General features: G+C 60.0%; 15 protein-coding genes. 7 read left to right on the top strand and 8 right to left on the bottom strand.

Features of this window, described 5'->3' with window-relative positions; genetic code table 11:
• Nucleotides 1–39: 39 nt before the first annotated feature.
• The 4 genes from speB to J2X56_RS27010 all read right to left on the bottom strand — a co-directional run bounded on the left by speB (nt 40) and on the right by J2X56_RS27010 (nt 5,387).
• Nucleotides 40–1,026, bottom strand: coding sequence for an agmatinase (gene speB, locus J2X56_RS03320; protein WP_227022702.1), 987 nt, complete (start codon nt 1,024–1,026; stop codon nt 40–42).
• Nucleotides 1,027–1,227: 201 nt separating this feature from the next.
• On the bottom strand, nt 1,228–2,721 hold the full coding sequence (locus tag J2X56_RS03315; protein WP_310158201.1) for a PepSY domain-containing protein: 1,494 nt from the start codon (nt 2,719–2,721) through the stop codon (nt 1,228–1,230).
• A gap of 5 nt (nt 2,722–2,726) precedes the next feature.
• A complete protein-coding gene (locus J2X56_RS03310) occupies nt 2,727–4,907 on the bottom strand; it encodes a TonB-dependent siderophore receptor (protein WP_199725143.1) in 2,181 nt (726 codons plus the stop codon).
• Between the two features lie 129 nt (nt 4,908–5,036).
• Complete coding sequence (locus J2X56_RS27010) at nt 5,037–5,387, bottom strand: DUF2946 family protein (protein ID WP_409025208.1); 351 nt, start codon at nt 5,385–5,387, stop codon at nt 5,037–5,039.
• Between the two features lie 142 nt (nt 5,388–5,529).
• Between J2X56_RS27010 and copC the strand changes: the two genes are divergently transcribed.
• Nucleotides 5,530–6,075 (top strand): copper homeostasis periplasmic binding protein CopC, encoded by a 546-nt coding sequence (copC, locus tag J2X56_RS03305; protein ID WP_245201967.1) that lies wholly within the window; start codon nt 5,530–5,532, stop codon nt 6,073–6,075.
• Entirely contained in the window at nt 6,072–6,956 is an 885-nt protein-coding gene (gene copD, locus J2X56_RS03300; protein WP_310158196.1) for a copper homeostasis membrane protein CopD, read from the top strand. The genes copC and copD overlap by 4 nt, the downstream gene beginning before the upstream one ends.
• 83 nt (nt 6,957–7,039) lie before the next feature.
• Here copD and J2X56_RS03295 read toward each other — a convergent pair whose 3' ends face one another.
• Nucleotides 7,040–8,614: a subtype B tannase gene (locus tag J2X56_RS03295; protein WP_310158194.1), complete on the bottom strand. Its 1,575-nt coding sequence runs from the start codon at nt 8,612–8,614 to the stop codon at nt 7,040–7,042.
• Between the two features lie 299 nt (nt 8,615–8,913).
• Between J2X56_RS03295 and J2X56_RS03290 the strand changes: the two genes are divergently transcribed.
• The 5 genes from J2X56_RS03290 (at nt 8,914) to J2X56_RS03270 (ending at nt 12,385) form a co-directional block, all read left to right on the top strand.
• The gene (locus tag J2X56_RS03290; protein ID WP_158601289.1) at nt 8,914–9,384 is read left to right on the top strand and encodes a DUF2946 domain-containing protein; all 471 of its coding nucleotides are present in this window, start codon (nt 8,914–8,916) and stop codon (nt 9,382–9,384) included.
• 305 nt (nt 9,385–9,689) lie between these two features.
• Nucleotides 9,690–10,067 carry a helix-turn-helix domain-containing protein gene (locus tag J2X56_RS03285; protein WP_158601288.1) on the top strand — a complete coding sequence of 126 codons (378 nt, stop codon included), beginning with the start codon at nt 9,690–9,692 and terminating at the stop codon, nt 10,065–10,067.
• Between the two features lie 13 nt (nt 10,068–10,080).
• Nucleotides 10,081–11,394 carry an integrase family protein gene (locus tag J2X56_RS03280; protein WP_121045427.1) on the top strand — a complete coding sequence of 438 codons (1,314 nt, stop codon included), beginning with the start codon at nt 10,081–10,083 and terminating at the stop codon, nt 11,392–11,394.
• A 219-nt stretch (nt 11,395–11,613) separates the two neighbouring features.
• A complete protein-coding gene (locus tag J2X56_RS03275) occupies nt 11,614–12,039 on the top strand; it encodes an SMI1/KNR4 family protein (protein ID WP_134040399.1) in 426 nt (141 codons plus the stop codon).
• Between the two features lie 115 nt (nt 12,040–12,154).
• Nucleotides 12,155–12,385, top strand: a complete 231-nt coding sequence (locus J2X56_RS03270) for a TonB-dependent receptor (protein WP_134040401.1) — start codon at nt 12,155–12,157, stop codon at nt 12,383–12,385.
• Nucleotides 12,386–12,445: 60 nt separating this feature from the next.
• On the opposite strand, the gene J2X56_RS03265 is transcribed toward J2X56_RS03270, so the two are convergent.
• The 3 genes from J2X56_RS03265 to J2X56_RS03255 all read right to left on the bottom strand — a co-directional run bounded on the left by J2X56_RS03265 (nt 12,446) and on the right by J2X56_RS03255 (nt 15,084).
• On the bottom strand, nt 12,446–13,216 hold the full coding sequence (locus tag J2X56_RS03265; RefSeq protein WP_121045421.1) for an amino acid ABC transporter ATP-binding protein: 771 nt from the start codon (nt 13,214–13,216) through the stop codon (nt 12,446–12,448).
• Complete coding sequence (locus J2X56_RS03260; RefSeq protein ID WP_034333493.1) at nt 13,213–13,863, bottom strand: amino acid ABC transporter permease; 651 nt, start codon at nt 13,861–13,863, stop codon at nt 13,213–13,215. Before J2X56_RS03260 ends, J2X56_RS03265 begins: the two co-directional genes overlap by 4 nt.
• 63 nt (nt 13,864–13,926) lie before the next feature.
• Nucleotides 13,927–15,084 (bottom strand): aminotransferase class V-fold PLP-dependent enzyme, encoded by a 1,158-nt coding sequence (locus J2X56_RS03255; protein WP_121045419.1) that lies wholly within the window; start codon nt 15,082–15,084, stop codon nt 13,927–13,929.
• Nucleotides 15,085–15,106 lie beyond the last annotated feature (22 nt).

Here is a 15,106-nt window from a genome sequence, read left to right as displayed (position 1 = left end):
AGCGCGCATGGCTTGCACAACGACCGTTTTCGCGGTTCCTTATGCGGATTTCGCGGATGACCCTTTGCGAGCTTGCACGCTGTGCGCCAGCACGCACAGGATTTCGAAGGCGAGCGTGGCGGCCACCAGTGCGGTATTGCCGCTGGGGTCGAAGGGCGGCGACACCTCTACGACGTCGCCGCCGACCAGATGCAAGCCCTGCAGGCCGCGCAGCAGGCGCTGGGCTTCCAGCGTCGTCAAGCCGCCGATTTCAGGGGTGCCGGTGCCAGGCGCGTAGACGGGATCCAGGCCATCGACGTCGAAGCTGATGTAGGTCGGGCCATCACCCACCACACGCCGTGCTTCGGCGATGACGGCGTCGAGTCCGAGCTGATGGAACTCGTCGATATCGATGACCCGGATGCCTTGCTGTTGGCCCCAGGTATCTTCGGCATCGTGGTAGAGCGCACCGCGAATGCCGATCTGCACCGTACGGCGCGCATCGAGCACGCCTTCTTCAATAGCCCGCCGGAAGCCTGTGCCATGGGTGTATTTGTGGCCGCCGAAGTAGGTGTCCCAGGTATCGGTATGGGCATCGATATGAATCATCCCCACCGGTCCATCCTTGCCCAGTGCGCGCAGGATGGGCAGGCTGGCCAGATGGTCGCCGCCGATGGCCAGCGGGGCCACCTCGGCGGCATGCAGCTTGGCAAAGAAGGACTCAATGCGTTGCAGGCTATCCATCAGGTCCACGGGATTGACGGGGGCGTCGCCCAGATCGGCACAGCGGCACAGCGCAAAGGGATTGATGCCGCTGGCACGGTTGACGTTGCGCACCATGGTGGAGGCATCGCGCACCTGGCGCGGACCGTGCCGTGCACCGGGACGGTTGGTGGTGCCGCCGTCCCAGGGGACACCCACGAGCGCGATGTCGAGCTCGGCCAGACGCGGGTCCTCCAGTGTCAGCGGCGGCAGCCGCATCAGCGTGGGGATGCCGGCGAAGCGCGGTAGCACCGAGCCGGTAATGGGAGTGAAGAAGTCGTTCATGCAAAAAGCCGGCAAGGAGGGGCGCGATGAGCAAAGGTGCTCACGCTCAAAGGCGGCAGTCTGTCCGTTGGCGCGCCGGCTTTCAACGAAGAAAAATACCATTGCTAATGCAAAGACCGACTTAAGCAGATCATCTGCGACACCTGAACTGTCAGCCGCCAACCAAGCAAAAGATCGCTGTCCTTGGGACTTCAACGAGTTCTAGTTGCGACTTCTCATCTTTCTATCGACACGACGCACTCCGATGACAATCCCGCTGAGAGAAAGCCCCAGTCCCCCAAGACTGAGCAGGATCAGCACAGCCTCCCTCCAGCCGACCGCAGCCAGCATGAAATGCAGGTCCCAGCTATGCAGGAAGCTGAACAGCCAGCGCCCCACGCGTTGCGCGCGGTCAGCGGTGAGAGCGATCTGCCCGGTGGCTGGATCGATATAGACCAGGGTGCTGCCCGCATCATCAAAACGCAACCTGAGCACCGGCAGGCGGCGCTCGGTGCCGCCCATCATGGCTTCCGGCGCACGGCGGTAGTAATAGGCATCACCGCCATCGAGCAGCTCTGCCTGCATGAGTTTGGCGGGCAGCAGCATTGCAGCGGCCTCTTGCAGTACGGCCTGTGGCCATCGCCGCTGCACCAGCAGACCCTGTGCATCCGTGGTGACGATGCGCGTGCCATCTGCGGCATCCCGTGCTAGCACGAAGCAATGGCCGCCAAGATTCTTCCACTCCAGTTCGACGGCCTGGAAACCATCCCGCTGCAGTGCCTGCAGGATGTCCGTTGGCGTGCGATCCATGTGCTGCCGGGAGACAATGGCCCCGTCGTAGCGCGCCAGGTTCGGCGATTGCGTCGGTGAAAAAATACCCAGTGGATTCATCGACATCAAACCGCTGAAAATCCAGGTCAGCGTAATGGCAGCAAAGCCCAACCCGAGCAGATGGTGCCAGCGCATCCATCCCGGGGCGAAGGGCGAGCGGGAACCCGATTTGTAAGGTCGCGCAAAGCGCCAGCGCCAAAGCCCCACGACGATGCCGCTGCAGGCAACCAGAACGCAGCCGGCCGAGAGCGCAATAACGGTCCAGCTCCAGACAGGATCGCGCGACTGGTTCTTCAAGGGATAAATCCAGTGCAGCCACGCGCCAACATAATTCCACATGCGCTGAGACCGGCTGGCCTGCATCACGACCTCACCGGTCCGGGAGGAAACGTAGAGCAAGGTCTGCGCAACATCGCCGACCTGCACCATGTGCAGGGGGCGATGCGGGTTGAGGCTGCCGGAATGGGTCCAGCGGTCTTCATCGATGCTGCCCAGGTATAGAACGTCGTCACTGCCTGAGAATACCCTGGCGCTGCGCAGTGCCGCAGCGCTGCTGAAGCCTCTTGCCTGGACGCCACTGGAAGCATCCATGCTGATCAGGCTACCATCGGCGCGCTGGACGATATAGCGTGCTTGCCCGGAGGCAGCGTTGAGGAGCAGCCGGCTGACCGGCACATCTCCCATGACCTGCGAGGGTAATTGTGGTGCGGCACTCAGCGCTGGCAATGCCGCCAATCGGTCCCAAGGGGTGAGCTTGGGATAACCGATGAACAGCATCACCATGCCGCTGACGAACCACAACGCCATCAGCAGGCAGCCGGCGACACCGCACCAGCGGTGCGTGAGATAGGTCCAGCGCCGCAGGCTGCCTGTCAATTTCTTCATCAAGCTCAGAAGCGATGATTCAGCGTCAGCTGAACTTCACGCTCGGGACCATACAGCCATTGCGTGGTGGTGTAATACGCCGTGGTGAAATAACGCTTGTCGAAGACATTGTTGGCACGCAGTGTGACTGTGGTGGCCTGCGTGGCCTTCCATTGCAGCGCCAGGTCAGTGGTGGTGTAGGAGGGCAGTCTGATCGTATTGGCATTGTCGGCATAGCGCTGGCCGACATACTGCAGGCCGCCGCTGGCGGTCCATGCCGGCAGGAAGTTCCAGCTCAGCCAGACATTGGCCAGACGCTCGGGGACGTTGGTGGGTACCTTGCCGTCACGCGAGACAGCCGCGCCACTGACCGATTCGGTGAAGTCATCGAAGCGTGCGCGCAGCACGGTGGCATTGGCGTTCAGTTTCCATTGCTCTGCAAAGGCCAGCGACAGGCTGGCTTCGACGCCTCGCGAGGACTGCTGTCCGACCTGCACGCTCACACTGGGATTGGCCGGATCGCGGGTCAGCAGATCGTTCTTGCGGATATCGTAGAGCGCCAGCGTCCACTCACCGCGCTTGTCCCAGAACACCTGCTTGATGCCCGCCTCAATCTGTCGTCCGGTCGACAACTTGAATTTGCTGTTGGCCTTGCTCATGAAGAGCATGCTGCTCACGGGCGCGGCAGCCTTCGAGTATTGGCCGTAGACACTCAGGTCAGGGGTAATGGCATAGACGGTTCCCAGGCGCCAGCCCAGGTTGGAGAAGCCTTGATCGAAACCACCCGTGCCACCGGCAAGATCGGTGCGGGAGACATCCGCGTGATCGAAGCGCAGACCGGCCAGCACACTCAGTTTTTCGGTCAGGTCCAGCTTGTCTTCGGAGAAGACTGAATACTGCGAGGCGCGCGCGCGGAAGCGAGGCAGGAAAGCCGGAATCCCCACGCCGCTGGCATAGCTGCCCGGGTCGAAGCTATAGGGATTGACGGAGCTGAAGCTGCCACTGTAGGTGTTGTTGGTGTGCGTAAAAGACGTCGAGTTGATATCAAAGCCGACCGAGACCTGATTCTTCAGGCCTGCCAGATGTCCCTTGAAAGTCGCATCAGTAGTCACCCCGGTCTGAGACTGGTCATGACGGATTTCGGTGGCATCGCCACGATCGACCAGTCCGGTCGCGTTGTTGTAGACATAGCTTTCAGCGTTGCGCCAGTAGCGATTGCTGTTGATCTGATAGAGACGGGTGCGCAGCGTGGTATCGGCGTCGGGTGTCCACTGGGCTTCCAGTTGCGCCCAGCGGTCCTTGTAGTCGATGGTGCCGTCAGCCACGTTGTAGTTGCGTTCGCGCAGCGCATCGACTTGTTGACCGTTGATCAGGGGCGTACCGAAATAGGCCATCGGACGCTGATGCCCCTGGGCATAACTCAGCTGCACGAACAGATCGCGATTGACATCCAGGCGCAGCGCACCGGACAGGCTCAGGTTGTTCGTGTTGCCGCGATCGACCCAGCCATCCGAGCGATCTCCCGCGATGTCGACCCGGTAGGAAAGCATCTCGTTGATGGCGCCGCCGCTGCCCAGTCCCAGGCGCCGGGTGTTGTGGGTGCCGATGGTAGTTTCAATTTCGTTTTCGATCTTCCCGCGTGTGGGCTTTTTGGGGATCACATTGACTACGCCGCCGATGGCACCATCGCCATAGATCACCGAGGCAGGTCCGCTGAGGACTTCGATACGGTCAATGTTCCAGGTGTCGAACGGAAAGCTCACGCCCACGCCACCGTATTGGCGCAGTCCGTCATAGAGACGCATCACGGAGGTGGCATCGGTGAAGCCGCGTGCCGACAGCGCGCTGCCGCTGTTGCCCGGGTGGCCCATGGCGCTGTAGCCGGGTGCGCGGGTGATGGCATCGGTGATGCTGGCGTCGCCGCGCTCTTCCAGTTGTTGGCGGTTGATGACGGTGACGCTGGCTGGCGTCTGCAATGGTGTCAGATCCAGATTGGAACCGACCGACACCTGATTTTGCAGCGGCGATGTGCTCTGGGCATTGATCGTGATGGCCGGCAGCGCATTGGCGGATTGCTCTGCCTGGACAGGAGCGGCGAGGCAGAGCAGGGGCAGTGCATAGGGAGCATATGCAATCGTGCGGCGCAACTGGGCTGGCAGCGAACGGGCAGGATACGCGAGGGTGTGTGGTTGGGATTTTTTTGTCATGTCAGTGTCTCGGGGAAGGTGTCGTGGGGTGACTGAGAAAGACCCAGTCACGCGCGGCACACAGCATCTTCAACGCCTCTTGAGGGCGTCAGGGTGGGGATGCCGGCTACAGTGACCGCATCGGGTCAATCAATAGCGTGTACCTGGTGGGCCGCGTGGGGCGGCAGTTGCCCAGGCCGTGTGTGTCCGTCGCGCTCCCTGGACAAGCTCGACGGCCCGCGATATCCGCAATGGAGGCTGTGACAGGTCCAACCGCGGCGGCAATGCGTGGGCAAGATCCTGCTTTGCGCAGAACATGCAGTGCCCTGCATGGGCTACATTCCCGGTTTTGCCACTGGCCCCACCTGAAGTCGTAGCTGGATCATCGGAGACGGAACATATGTCATTCCAAGCTAAGGCAAGCTTGGTACCGATGCGTGCTTGCACCACTCCCGACCACATCATTGCCAGCAGGGCAGCAATGGTGAGCCACGCGATCATGCGCATGCGGGGAAGGCGAGTTTTCATGGGCGCAGATTCTAACGCCCAAGGAGCCGATCGGGCCGCTCACGGAAATCAAGCCTTCCTGTGAGAAAAAGACAGGAAGTCCTTGCCTGTAAAGGATTTGTAAGATTTTCGTCAGATGCACATTCGGCTTGTCTGCGACAATATGTCGCATGTGCTGCGCCTTGGTCGTGGCAAACTTGTCGCCCGCGAAGATGTGCGCCCGGATGCGGGCTCAGTCAGCTTCCATGAATCAAATCACCGGACCGATCAGGGTAAGTACATCCCCTCAGCCGATCCCATAGCGGAATTGAAGATAATGAAAAACGTTAAGCGCCTCCTGTCGCTAGTGATCCTTTCCAGTCTTTTCCTGGCGCAATTCGTCTGGGCGCACGCCCACCTGAAGACGGCCATTCCTGGCGATCAGGCGGTAGTGGCTTCACCAGCAGAGCTGACACTCACTTTCTCAGAGGGATTGAATCTGAAATTCAGCGGCGTCAGGCTGTCAGGCCCCGATCAGAAGGAAGTCAAATTGGGTGAGTCCATGCTCATGGACGAGGGGAAGTCATTCATGGTGGGGATCCCCACGCGACTGGCACCGGGTACCTACACGGTGCAATGGCATGCCTTGTCCGTGGATGGACACAAGACCGAGGGCAGCTATAGCTTTTCCGTAGCGCCTTGATTTCTCCCACGCTTCTGTTGGGGCTTTGCCGGCTGTCAATCGATGGAGCGGCACTGTTTCTGTGGGGCTCCGGCCTGACCTTGTTTGTGCTGGTGGCAGAGCCGCTCAGGAGCGAGCTATGGCAACGCCTGGCCGGATGGCGACGTCTTTTGTTGGGACTCCTGTTGACTGCCGTGCTTGCCAGTTTGCCCGTGCAAGCCAGTATTCTTGGTGATGGCTGGGCTGATGCCTGGCACCTTGACATGCTCGCCGCGGTAGCCAACGGGACCTCGATCGGTACGGCATGGTGGACCCAATTGGTCGCCATTTGCCTGCTCTTGCTCAGCGTGACGCCATTGGATCGCATGCGCTTGCTCGCATGCATCGGTGGTAGCGGCATCATGCTGACGAGCCTGGCGCTGACCGGACATGCCGTCATGCATGAAGGATGGAGGGGACTGTTGCATCAGGCAAACGACGTTCTCCACGTGTGGAGCGTCGGGGCTTGGATAGGCGCGTTGCCGATCGTCTTGATGGTCCTGTCAGACCGATATCGCCGCGCGTATCCAGATATGGTCAATACAATATTGCGGCGTTTTTCAAATATCGGTCATGCAGTGGTGGCATTGGTTTTCCTGACAGGCTTGCTCAATACCCTCCTCATTCTTGGACGACTGCCGTTGGACTTCCATTTTCGCTACCAAGCGCTGTTGAGCATGAAGATCCTGGTGGCTGGCGCAATGATGGCGATTGCCGTGTTCAACAGGTATGTACTGGTACCGTCGATGCGTCATCATCGCAATGCCCTGCGACAGATACGCCGACTGACCCTGGCGGAAATTTTGCTCTCCTGGTTTGCGTTGATGTTGCTGGCATGGCTGGGAATGTTGCAGCCAAATTGAAAATGCTGCCACTGCGGCAAAGCGCCGCAGCGTGACGTCTTGAGCACATGCTCTTGCGCTCTGAGATATCCGGTCTCCCCAGCCTAACTCACCTGCGCCTGGATCCATGCAAACAGCGACTCCAGGTCGTAATCGCCACTATGTGGGCGGTTCCAGGCGAACTCCAGATTGACCTGTGCGCCACGCTGACGTGCCGCTGCAGCGAGCAGCGTCGGCACCGCCAGCGAGGTGTCCCGATCCATCGTGCCTTGTCGGATGCGCCAGCGTTGCGCTACTACGGAGCGCGCATCAGCGATTTCCTGCATCGCATCCATGGCCTTGACCGTCTGTGGCTCAGCCAGGCCAGCACCGGAGACCTTGCTGTGCTGCGCCGAGAATGCGGTGAAGTGGCGCTTGTCGGTGTTCGCATCACCGAACAGCTGGTTCTCGCCGGTTTCCAGGGCCAGGCCATCGAAGGCTGGTTGACTCTTCATGCGTCCGACACTACGAGCATAGGCACTGAAATCGACTGCTACCACCTTGTCATCGCGAAGCTGAAGCCATGCCGGCTGGCCCAGATCAGTGCCGCCGGCCTGGGCCTTGCGGGCCGAGTCGAGCAACAGCCCGGCGATATGATCACGCAATGGTCCGTGACCATCGGCCTGCAGGCTGAGCGTGCCTCCCTCCGGCGAACGCAGGCCCAAGGCATTGACATAATCGACAAATGCCGCACGCAGTTGCGCCGACAGCTGCAACTGCGCATCACTGAGCTGCCCCACGACTTCCTGACGCTGAATTTTGTAATCAAGCATCGAGATGGCCACATTGCGATACTCTCGCAAGCCCTCGAACTGCCATTCGTAGGCTTCATCGGCATGCGCCAGATTGGTAATGGGGCAATAAGCGGATACGGCGAAGATATCGTCGCGCCCCGGCGCTGCCCCCAGCTTGTTGAGCTCGGCCTCGTAGTCAGGGTGATTGCCGCTGGCACCCAACAGCGCTGACAAAGCACCACCCGCGCTGGTGCCATTGGAGATGATGCGTTCGGGGTTGCCGGGGAAGCGGCCAGCGTTGTAGCGTAACCAGCGCACTGCCGCCTTGAGATCGACGATGGCGGCAGGTGCCTTGCCGGTCCATCGGCCATCGCTCGCTTGCAGAGTGCGTCCCCGCGCACCCGGGGCCGCTACGATGAATCCACGCGCCAGGGCCACGGCACTGGCGCTGACGGTATTTGTGCCCATAGGGGGAGGTGGCAAGGCCCCCGGAGGCAGGCCTGGCGGCGGAATGTGTTGCTGCCCACGTTGGCCACCCGGCGGTCCCGCTGGAAAGCCGCGTCCGGCAAGAGTCCCTGGTTTGGCGGGCATGTAGCCGCCTACCGCATTGGGAAAGAAGATCGGGGCGCTACGCGCGTCGAAGCTACCGATGCGGCCGCCCTGAAAGTAGGTCTCGGGAATGTACAGGTTGAGTACCTGGTACTCGGGCTCGACGGGTCGCGCCACATAGGGGATGCCCTCAAAGGCGCGTACCTGGATGACCTGCCCATCAACCGTTACCTGTTGATGTTTGTAATGCTCCGTGTCCAGCAGTAGTTGCGGGTTCTCTCGGATCGGCTGCGCAAAAGCGACCTTGGAAACCGTGGCCGCTGCGAGCAGTGCCAAATTGAATTCTCGTCGATTCATGAGGTTGTTGCCTTGTTGAAATTTAAAGCCATGCCCATTGCGTCGCCTGGTTCACGAAGGGAAAACAGGGCGTCCCCCTTGGATCTTCTCCGCGCAGACTGTGCCAGAAATGGCCTGCCTGAAGATCATATCGGTCGAGAAGTTCTTCAAGCTGGTTTTCAGAAATTTACTTCATGGACGGCGCGATTGTTTTGACGAGAATTTGATCGGTACCCGACAGGGAGATTCCGACGCCAAGCAATGCTACGGAAGTCGCATGGCACATGACCTGGCTGCGGCAAATTGACGCAGTCGGGTCCATGCAGCGTCATCATCTGCGAATGCGGGCTTATCATAGGTTACGCCAGATCCTATTTTTGCCTCTCGTTTCCAGACCTCCGAACATGAGTTTGAGCCGACGCTTTCATCAACTGCTCGCATGGCTTGCGCTATGCGTGATGGTGTTTGGTGCTGCCGCTCCAACCATTTCGCGCACGCTGGCCTCCAATAGCCAGCTCACCTGGATGGAAGTCTGCAGTGCCAGTGGCACCAAGCGCGTCGCGGTAACAGGAAACAGTACGGCAGGGCAGGAGAAAATTCCCGTCGACGGAGCACACTGCGGCTATTGTGTCCTTCAGCAGCACGCACCGACACTACCGTCTGCTGCGCCGGGTATCGCCTCGCTGATTGCGGTACTGGTGCATCCAGTCTTCTTCATTACTGACTTCACCGTGGTCCCGGCTCTGGCTCCCACGGCACATCGCAGTCGAGCACCTCCGACTCTCGTTTGACCGCCTTGATTCTGTGTGTTGCACAAGTCTCTTTCGCGAACTTGTGCAGGTCTTTGTGTGCCTGGCCACACTAACCACAGATGTTCAGAAAGGCAGAACATGAGCAAGCGGGGATGCATGCCATAGGCTCATCTTATGAGAAAGCGAGCGCAGTCAGCGCGGAGGCTTTCTCATTTCTCTCCCGATCCATTCAGCGAACGCTCCGTTCAGGATGCAGCGATTTGCGCATGTCCGATTACATGATCCCAATCGAAACGTCCACAACGAGGTTTGTTACTCCGGCCTGTCCGGCCCCAGGAGGCCATATGCAAACGAATGATTATTTGGAATTGGTAAAGAGAAAGCTCGACCTGCAGTCCGACCACGCATTGGCAAATGTACTGGGTGTGACGCGCAGTGCGATCAGCCATATGAAAAGTGGAAAAAGTGGTATCGGCGATGCGACAGCAGTGAAGGTGGCCCAGCTAACCGGTATTCCGGTTGCTCGCGTCCTGATCGATGTTCATCTTGAACGTTCGAAGGCCCCTGAGGTGAAAGCAGCGTGGGCCTCAATGATGGAAAAATTTCCCGCACCCTCTGATCCCCACATGCCATACCGCAGTCAGCAGCTCAACTTCCTTCCGTCATCCCAAACTGGCGGCCCACCAAGCCAAATGAATTGGCTGACCTTTGAAGGGCTCTGAGGGAGAAGAAAACATGTTCAATGCAATCACAGTGCAATCTCTGCCCGCTGGCAAACATCTCACCATCCCCAAGCATCGTGGCTTGCGCTTGCGCGCCAACGAAAGCATGTACAACTGGATCTATCGTTACAAGAATCCAAATGATGGCAGGATTCGCCAGGTCAAACTGGGCGAATGGCCCCACATGTCATTGAACTCGGCCGTTCGCCAATGGCGGCAACTCAAGAGTTTGCGTGATCAGGGGATCGATCCATCAACGGTGCATCGGCAAGCGGAACGCCCGCAACGTGATTCCGTATCAATGTCCAATGAGTCCGCTGCGCAACTGACGGTGCAGCAAATCGGTTTTCATTATTACGAGGGACACGTCAAGCATCATTGGGGCGAAAGAGGGGCCAAGGAAGTGTGGCGTATTTTCGCGCGCACGCTGGGTGAATTCGGGAACCTGTCTGCACAGGCGGTCGATGCAGACATGGCCGCTGATTTTCTTCGTGGCTTCCTGGATCGGCCCACGCAAGGCACTATCACGCGACGCGAACTGGGTGCTGCCTGGGACTACGCCATTGCGCATGGATTGCTTCCTGCCAAGTGCGTCAACGTGTGGCGTAGCGTCCTGCGTGGTGAGTTCAAGAGCAAAGGCGTTCGCATCAAGGGCGTGCATCGCGGCCCTGAGAAGCGTCTGCTGTCGGTCAATGAGCTCGCCGTTCTATTGCCGTGGCTCCATCATTTCACCAGCGCCAACGAGGATATCCTGACGCTGTTTGCCTGGACATGCGCTCCCGGAAAGGAAATTTGCGCCATGCACGCCCGCGAGATCAACCAGGAGCAAGATGGCTGGTGGTGGACGATCCCGGAGGAAAAGCTGCGTCCCCAACGACGCGGTGCCGCTAGTGATTTTCGTGTTCCCCTGGTGGGCCGGGCGCTGGAAATCGTACAGCGTCGCCTGCTGGCCAGCGGGACAGGCTATCTGTTCGAAGGACGCAAGGGCGGCCGCTTCGATCCCAAGAATGTCGGCGTGGCCGTCTGGAATGCACGCGAGGACTGCGATTCCCGACCTGAATATCAGCGGCCACGCCTGCCCATTTCGGACTGGACTCCCAATGACCTCCGACGTGCCGCTATAGAGTTGCTCAAGACGATGGAGTGTCCGCCGGAAATCCTTGCCGCAGTCCAGGGGCAGCTCGGCAATCGTCTGCGCTTGTCTGCTGACAGGCTAGCTCACGATGCGTTGAAGCGGCTCTGGATGATACGGCTGGCACAAGTCCTGGAGCAACTCATGCGCGGCAGGATTCCAACGAAATGGGAGACGGAAAAGCTGGCCGCCTGAACGAGAGGGGGCCGTCTTCAGCCTATTGCGAGGAGCGGACATAGCGACAATATGTCGCACATGAAATCCGGTACAAGGAGTTCGATTGGTCGCACAATCATCAACTCCTGCAAGGCAGGCAGATGGTATCCGAATGAATCAATTCGCGACCAGTCGGCAGCTGAAGATTGGTTTGCATTCTGAGTCGGGCTTCGGGCTCGCTGTTTTCTTATGTTCTTGATGTCGGATCTGGAAGTGCTGGAGAGCGGCCAGCCTTGTACCGAGCGGGAAATCCTCGATGCGGAATGCATCCTTGGTTTTTCATTGCCGATGGAGTTGCGCAATGCCTACCTCAGCGCCAACGGTTTTACCGGGCCGTCCGAAGCCCGGTTTCTTTACCCGCTGGCGCGAAGAGAGGCGTTCTCCTTGGTGACCATGCTAAGGCTCACGCAAGTTCTGCGCGGCTTGCCGGCCGCTGCATCACTATGGTCCGCAGCGGTGGCCTTCGGGGATTATGGTATCGGGTCGACCTGGGGCATGACCGCTGAGGGACGTGTGTTCGAATGGTGGCCAGAAGACGGTGACGAGCCGTTCTTTCTGGACGTGTCGCTCCAGCAGTTATGGTCCGAGCGCAGCAAACTTTTTGAATCTCTTTCGGCTTCTTGAGTATTTGTAGACGTGCCGAAACACCATGGATCATTGAGAAGCGCTGAATCAATCACCAACCAGGTATGAGCTCAAATCGCTGTGAGGCTTGAAGGCGGGTGCTGGCGTTTACGCGATGGGCGCACGCGAAGCGAGCTTGCCAAATACATTCCAGTTGGCAGGCTACGCCCGTACCGACCTCATGCTCGCCTATCAGGCCGGCCCATGGAAAACACAGCTCAATATCTTGAACCTGTTCAATCGTCGCTATTACACGGGTGGTTCGGCCTCCAACTTCAATTACACCCTGAGCCCGGGCCGTCCATTGTCGGCCCAGGTCACGGTCTCTCGGCAGTTTGGAACCTAAGGTGATATCGCCGCCGGGATAGTGCGCAGCGCGGCCAGGTAGCTCGCCAGCTTGCGCACATCATTCGTGCAGGCGTCCCAGAAACTGCCGCGAGCGCTCGCTGCCCTGCGTGCCGAAGAACAGGGCAGGGGTGGTATCTTCCAGCACGTGTCCACCTTCCATGAAGAGGATGCGGTCGGCTACATCCCGGGCGAAGCGCGTTTCGTGCGTCACGACCAGCATGGTCATGCCTTCGGCCGCCAGCGCGCGCATCACGTTCAACACGTCGTCGCGCAGTTCCGGATCCAGTGCCGAGGTCGGCTCATCGAAAAGGATCACTTCCGGATCCATGGCCAGCGCGCGGGCGATGGCCACGCGTTGCTTCTGGCCACCGGAAAGCTTGCCCGGATAGGCATCGGCTTTCTCCGCCAGCCCGACCTTGTCCAGCAGTGCCAGGCCTCGCTCACGGGCCTCCCCCTTGGCGACCCCCTTGACCGAGATCAGCCCTTCGATCACGTTCTGCAACGCGGTCATGTGCGGGAACAAGTTGAAGGACTGGAACACCATGGCTGTCTGCTGCCGGATCTGCAGCGTCTTGCGCCGCAGTTCACGGGCGGGCAGCGTCGCCGGATCGTTCAGCGCCACGCCGCAGATCTCGATGCTGCCGCGATCCGGCAATTCCAGCAGGTTCAGCGAGCGGATGAAAGTGGTCTTGCCGGACCCGGAGGGTCCCATGATGACCACCACTTCGCCCCGCGCGACTTCGAGGTTGATGTTGCGCAGTACCTGATTGGCACCATACGCCTTGGCCAAGGCGCTCACGCGCACGGTACAGGAAGAAGACGGATTCATTGATAGCGCCTCGACAGTTTCTCTTCCAGCCAGGTTTGCAGGAGAGTGAGTAGTTGATTGATGACCCAGTAGATGGTCCCGACGATGATGAACATGTCCATGTAGCGGAAGGTGGTCGCTCCCAGCTGGTCGGCCACGCGTGTCAGCTCCACCACGGTGACGGTGGAGGCCAGCGAGGTGTCCTTCATCAGCGCGATCAGGCGGCTGCCCACGGGTGGAATAGCGATGCGCAGGCCCTGCGGCAGGATCACGCGCCACAGCGTCTTCCAGTAACCCATGCCCATGGCCCAGGCGGCTTCCCACTGGCCGCGATCGACCGCATTGATGCCGGAGCGAAAGTTCTCGCTCAGGTAGGCCGCCGAGAACAAGGTCAGCGCCAGCAAGGCGGCGGGGATGGGATCGATGGTGATGCCGTAGTTGGGCAGGCCGAAATAAATCAGCAGGATCTGGATCAGCAAGGGCGTGCCGCGAAACACCGACACATAGGCAAACGCCAGCCAGCGCAGCGGCCGCGCATCGGAAATGCGGGCCAGCGCAATGAGCATGCCCAGCGCCGAGCCCAGCACGAACGAGCCGATACCCAGCCCGATGGTCACCACTACCGCTTTTTCCAGCAGCGGTAGCGCCCTGACAAACAGATCAATCATGGTTCTCCTCCCGGTTGCAGCGCCTGCATTGGGGCGCTGCTTCAGTGTTCATTGATGCGGGCATCACGCCTGGGCTGCCGCGCTTGCATACTGGGCCAGTGCCTGATCCAGATCGGCGATCAGCAGGGCAGGATCTTCCAGACCGATGGACAGGCGCACCACCGGCTGGTCGGTCGCCGGGAAAGCGCGATTGGCCTGCAGCGCGGCCGGATAATACGCCGCCAGGCTGTGCACGCCGCCCCAGCTGGCACCGATGGCGAAGTGCTGCAGGGCGTCGAAGAAGCCATGGAAGGCGCTCTCAGGTGCCGGTTGCAGGATCATCGAGAACAGGCAGCCAGGGGTCTTGTAGTCGCGTTTCCAGAGGGCATGGCCGGGGTCGCTGTCGAGCGGCGGATACATCATGCGCGCCACCATCGGATGACCGGCCAGATGGCGTGCCACCCGCAGGGTCGACGCACCTTGCGCCTGCACCCGCAAGGGCAGTGTTTCCATCCCGCGCAGCACCAGGAAGCAATCCTCGGGACTGACCTGCTGGCCGAGGATGCTCTGGGTCTCGCGCAGGATGCCGTAGTGGCCGTGGTCATTCATGCTGATGCATCCCATGAGCACGTCGGAGTGACCGCCCAGGAACTTGGTGGCGGCCTGGATGCTGAAGTCCACGCCCAGATCCAGGCATGTCAGGCCCAGCGGACTGGCCCAGGTGTTGTCGAGCATGGTCAGTACCCCGTGCTGGCGTGCCACGGCGGTGATGGCCGGGATGTCCTGCATTTCCATGGTGACCGTGCCGGGCGCTTCCATGCAGATCATGCGGGTGGTGGGCTTGATCAGGTCGGCGATTTCCTCACCGATGTCCGGCCGATACAGCTCGACCTCCACGCCCATGTGTGCCAGCCATTTCTCGGCAAAGGTCTTGAGCGCGCCATAGCAGGCGGCCGAAACCAGCAAGTGGTCGCCACCGCGCACGAAGCCCATGACGGTGGTCATCAGGGCAGCCGCACCGGAGGGCGCAATGACGCAGTGGCGGGCGTTTTCCAGCGCGGCCACGCGCTGCTCCAGCAGGCGCGCCGTGGGGGTGCCGGTGACGCCATAGCTGAAGCCATCGGGCTGGCGCTGCTTGCGCTGGACAAAGTCCTCGAAGGTGTCGAATACCACGGTGGAGGCGCGCATCACCGGGGGCGAGAGACTGGCGAACGCGGGTTGCGATGAAATAGGGTGGCTCATGCGATTAATTTGTTAATCTAAA

Origin of the sequence: Herbaspirillum sp. 1173 (assembly GCF_031455335.1) — a bacterium.
In the GTDB taxonomy this organism is placed as follows: domain Bacteria; phylum Pseudomonadota; class Gammaproteobacteria; order Burkholderiales; family Burkholderiaceae_D; genus Herbaspirillum; species Herbaspirillum huttiense.
The sequence above is the reverse complement of the archived record's forward strand: the minus strand, read 5'-3'. Positions and strand labels throughout refer to the sequence as shown.

Excerpts from the sequence above, each read along its gene's own strand:
- speB (WP_227022702.1), bottom strand. The coding sequence starts at position 1,026 with ATGAACGACTTCTTCACTCCCATTACCGGCTCGGTGCTACCGCGCTTC.
- J2X56_RS03315 (WP_310158201.1), bottom strand. The coding sequence starts at position 2,721 with ATGAAGAAATTGACAGGCAGCCTGCGGCGCTGGACCTATCTCACGCAC.
- J2X56_RS03310 (WP_199725143.1), bottom strand. The coding sequence starts at position 4,907 with ATGACAAAAAAATCCCAACCACACACCCTCGCGTATCCTGCCCGTTCG.
- J2X56_RS27010 (WP_409025208.1), bottom strand. The coding sequence starts at position 5,387 with ATGATCGCGTGGCTCACCATTGCTGCCCTGCTGGCAATGATGTGGTCG.
- copC (WP_245201967.1), top strand. The coding sequence starts at position 5,530 with ATGCACATTCGGCTTGTCTGCGACAATATGTCGCATGTGCTGCGCCTT.
- J2X56_RS03295 (WP_310158194.1), bottom strand. The coding sequence starts at position 8,614 with ATGAATCGACGAGAATTCAATTTGGCACTGCTCGCAGCGGCCACGGTT.
- J2X56_RS03290 (WP_158601289.1), top strand. The coding sequence starts at position 8,914 with ATGCAGCGTCATCATCTGCGAATGCGGGCTTATCATAGGTTACGCCAG.
- J2X56_RS03285 (WP_158601288.1), top strand. The coding sequence starts at position 9,690 with ATGCAAACGAATGATTATTTGGAATTGGTAAAGAGAAAGCTCGACCTG.
- J2X56_RS03280 (WP_121045427.1), top strand. The coding sequence starts at position 10,081 with ATGTTCAATGCAATCACAGTGCAATCTCTGCCCGCTGGCAAACATCTC.
- J2X56_RS03275 (WP_134040399.1), top strand. The coding sequence starts at position 11,614 with ATGTCGGATCTGGAAGTGCTGGAGAGCGGCCAGCCTTGTACCGAGCGG.
- J2X56_RS03270 (WP_134040401.1), top strand. The coding sequence starts at position 12,155 with ATGGGCGCACGCGAAGCGAGCTTGCCAAATACATTCCAGTTGGCAGGC.
- J2X56_RS03265 (WP_121045421.1), bottom strand. The coding sequence starts at position 13,216 with ATGAATCCGTCTTCTTCCTGTACCGTGCGCGTGAGCGCCTTGGCCAAG.
- J2X56_RS03260 (WP_034333493.1), bottom strand. The coding sequence starts at position 13,863 with ATGATTGATCTGTTTGTCAGGGCGCTACCGCTGCTGGAAAAAGCGGTA.
- J2X56_RS03255 (WP_121045419.1), bottom strand. The coding sequence starts at position 15,084 with ATGAGCCACCCTATTTCATCGCAACCCGCGTTCGCCAGTCTCTCGCCC.